Raw genomic sequence first — 3,576 nt, 5'->3', positions numbered from 1 at the left:
GGCGCCACCTCGGGCGGCTGCGGGTTGGCGCCGAAGGTCAGCCACGGGTTCTCGGAGATGTCCTGCTCGCGGCCAGCCAGCGCGCCGCCTCCACCCCTGGCCCGGGCGCGCCGTCCCGCGCGCCGGTGAAGTCCGTACCCGACGGGCCGGCGCCGGGCCCGGGCGACCCCGGCGGCCCGGCGCCGGGCCCTGACGGCCAGAGCCGTGACCAGCCGGTGCCGATCAGGAGGGCGTCGCCCGCGCGGAGCTCCAGCCCGTCGGCGGCCCGTTCCAGGTCGCCGGCCGTGACCTCGTACCCGGCCGGCAGCGTCGGCACCCCGTGGACCGCGGCCACGTCCAGCAGCACGCACCGGCCCACGTACGGCTCGAACGCGTCGATGCCCAGCTCGCCGAACCCCTCGTGCGTCATGACGTCGGCCACGGGCCGCCCGCCGTGCAGCAGGCCGTCCTGGGAGACGTGCGCGAGCGCGTCCACGTGGGTGCCGACGTGGCCGCCCGTCACGATGATCTCGTTGGCGGCCGAGCCGCCTCCGGGCCGTACGACGTCGCCGTGCCTGCGCTCCAGCGTCATCCGGAACGGCGGATGGTTCGGGGACTGCGGCATGCCCTTGCGCATCGGCTGTGCCAGGTCCAGCACGCGTGCCCCGTCGAGGGCCTTCCAGAGCGACATCTCAGGCACTCCCCGGATCGGCGGGATGAAGGGGGGAAGGGGTGACGGTCAGCGGCGCGGCGGGTCGATGCGGGCGCCGTCCAACGTGAAGATCATCAGGCGGGTGGGGTCCACGGCGACCTTGGCGGCGTCGCCGGCCCGCCACGCCGGGCGGCCGCCGACGCGGACGATGAGGTCGGCCCGCCGATGGACGCCGCTGCCGGGGTGCTGGCCGGCCTGCTCGTGCTCCTGCCGCTCCTCCTCCTGCCCGAACATCCGCTTGACGAGCGTGCCGAGCCGCCCCGGGGCGTTCGGGCGGCCCTTGGCGCGGGCACGGGGGTCCGGCGGCTCCGGCACGGGCACGGCGGGCATGCCGCACTCGATGTAGGCGAGCCACTCGTGGCCGTGGTACTCCAGCGCCCGGACCCGCCCGAAGAACGACGGCCCGTCGTACGACTCCGGCACCGGCGCCAGCCCGTCGGGCCGCATGCCGACCAGCACCTGGCCGCCGGTGTGCTGGGAGATGGCGTAGGCCCTGGGATCGCTCCACGGGATGATCAGCCGATGCGGCCCGAAGTCGAGCATGACGTACTCGTTCTGCGGGGTGCGGACCGTCGCGGCGAGCAGGTTGAGCTGCTGGGAGTTGAGGAACGCGGCCACGAACGCCGTCGCGGGGTCGTTGTAGATCTGCGAGGGGGTGCCGACGTCCTGCAGGACCCCGCGGTTCATGATGGCGATGCGGTCGGCCAGCGTCAGCGCCTCGATCTGGTCGTGCGTGACGTAGATGGTGGTGACGCCGAGCGACCTGACCAGCGCCGAGATCTCCATGCGCAGCTCGGTGCGCATGCCGGCGTCGAGGTTCGACAGGGGCTCGTCCATGAGGAACAGCTTGGGCTGGCGGACGATGGCCCGGCCCATCGCGACCCGCTGGCGCTGGCCGCCGGACAGGGTGCCGGGGCGGCGGTCGAGGGTCTCGTCGATGTGCAGCGCCTTGGACAGCTCGGTGACGCGCTGGCGGACGAGCGCCGGGTCGGACTTGGCGATCTCCAGCGGGAACGAGATGTTGCCGCGGACCGTGCGGTGGGGGTAGAGGGCGCCGTTCTGGAACACCATGGCGACGTCCCGCTCGCGGGGGGCGAGATGGTTGGCGAGCTGGCCGTCGAGCCACAGGTCGCCCTGGGTGATCTCCTCAAGACCCGCGATCATGCGTAACAGCGTGGACTTGCCGCAGCCGGAGGGGCCGAGAAGGACGAGGAACTCGCCGTTTTCCGCCTGCAGGCTCAATCGGTCGACCGCCAGGTGGTCACCCGGGTACACCTTGGTCACTTTGTCGAGAACGACCGAGCTCATGGGCCCACACCTTGCGCACGTGTCACCTGTGACGGGGCTGATGGAAGAGGTAGTACATCGCGCCTCAACCCCGATGTCCACCCTTCATCTGAAACATCTCTCACAAACGTGATTCCAGGCTGTGTTTCGGTCCATAGAACCTGGAGCCCCTGGTCGTCCGCATATGCGGGATCGCTCGAAAGTCTGGAAGTGCTTGCGGAAATTTGCGGAAACGCTTTCAGGGTGGGGGCCGGACAGAGGTAAAGTGAAGGCCATGAACGGTCACGCCCGCCTCGCCGACATCGCCGCCCAAGCCGGGGTGAGCGAGGCCACGGTCAGCCGGGTGCTCAACGGCAAGCCGGGCGTCTCGGCCGCCACCCGCCAGGCCGTGATGACCGCGCTCGACCTCATGGGCTACGAGCGCCCGCCGCGGCTGCGGCAGCGCAGCAACGGCCTGGTCGGCCTGGTCACCCCCGAGCTCGACAATCCGATCTTCCCCGCGTTCGCCCAGGCCGTGGAGAAGGCGCTCACCCAGCACGGCTACACGCCCGTGCTGTGCACGCAGCTGCCCGGCGGGGCGCCCGAGGACGAGTTCACCGAGTTGCTGGTGGACCGGGGCGTGAGCGGCATCGTGTTCGTGTCCGGCCTGCACGCCGACACCACCGCCCGCATGGACCGCTACACCCGGCTCACCGACCGCGGGCTGCCGATCGTGCTCGTCGACGGCTACAGCGAGCGCATCGAGGCCCCGTTCATCTCGCCCGACGACCGGCTGGCCGTGCGCCTGGCCGTGCAGCACCTCGTCGACCTCGGGCACGAGCGGATCGGGCTGGCCCTCGGGCCGCGCCGGTTCGTCCCCGTCATCCGGAAGATCGAGGGATTCCGTCAGGCCATGGCCCAGCTCCTCGGTGTCACCGGCGTCGACGACCTCATCGCCGACTCGCTGTTCTCCGTCGAGGGCGGCCAGGCCGCGGCCACCCAGCTGCTCGCCCGCGGCTGCACCGGCATCGTGTGCGCCAGCGACCTCATGGCGCTCGGCGCGATCCGCGCCTGCCGCGAGAAGGGACTGGCCGTGCCGGGGGAGGTGTCGGTGGTCGGCTTCGACGACTCGCCGCTCATCGCGTTCACCGACCCGCCGCTCACGACCGTGCGCAAGCCCATCGGCGCGATGGCGTCCGCCGCCGTGCAGACGCTGCTCGAAGAGGTGAACGGCGCGCCGGCCAAGCACGTCGAGCTGATCTTCCGCCCGGAGCTCGTCGTGCGCGGCTCCACCGGCTCCGGCCCCCGGGTCAGCCGGTGATGTCCCCGCGGGGGAAGACCCCGGGCAAGCCCCATGACGTGCTCGTGCTGGGCGGGTCGGGCGTCGACGCCACGGTCTACGTCCCCGAGCTGCCCCTGCCGTACGCCGACACCTACGGGGTGCCGCCCATCCAGGAGCGGATCGGCAACACCGGCGCCGGCGTGGCGCTCGGCTGCGCCGCCCTCGGCCTGTCGGTGGCGTTCGCCGACCTCGTGGGCGACGACTCGCAGGGGGCGCTCATCCGCGACGCGCTCGCCGGCGTCGACGCCTTCTGGGGCCGGGCCGCCGCCGGCACGCG

The 3,576-nt window shown here is 72.2% G+C and carries 3 protein-coding genes and 1 pseudogene; 2 read left to right on the top strand and 2 right to left on the bottom strand.

Annotated features, from left to right (window positions below; all coding sequences use genetic code 11):
* Nucleotides 1–37 precede the first annotated feature (37 nt).
* Both ABZS51_RS42440 and ABZS51_RS42435 read right to left on the bottom strand, forming a co-directional pair.
* Nucleotides 38–670, bottom strand: coding sequence for a cyclase family protein (locus tag ABZS51_RS42440; protein WP_355453952.1), 633 nt, complete (start codon nt 668–670; stop codon nt 38–40).
* 48 nt (nt 671–718) lie between these two features.
* Nucleotides 719–1,999 (bottom strand): ATP-binding cassette domain-containing protein, encoded by a 1,281-nt coding sequence (locus ABZS51_RS42435; protein WP_355453949.1) that lies wholly within the window; start codon nt 1,997–1,999, stop codon nt 719–721.
* Nucleotides 2,000–2,252: 253 nt separating this feature from the next.
* Between ABZS51_RS42435 and ABZS51_RS42430 the strand changes: the two genes are divergently transcribed.
* A complete protein-coding gene (locus ABZS51_RS42430; RefSeq protein ID WP_310712013.1) occupies nt 2,253–3,278 on the top strand; it encodes a LacI family DNA-binding transcriptional regulator in 1,026 nt (341 codons plus the stop codon).
* Nucleotides 3,278–3,576 (top strand): annotated as a pseudogene (locus tag ABZS51_RS42425) (hypothetical protein); the annotation flags it as partial. The gene ABZS51_RS42430 and the pseudogene ABZS51_RS42425, both read left to right, overlap by 1 nt.

The organism is Nonomuraea sp. NPDC005501 (assembly GCF_040605905.1).
GTDB lineage: Bacteria > Actinomycetota > Actinomycetes > Streptosporangiales > Streptosporangiaceae > Nonomuraea.
This window is presented reverse-complemented; position numbering and strand designations above follow the sequence as displayed.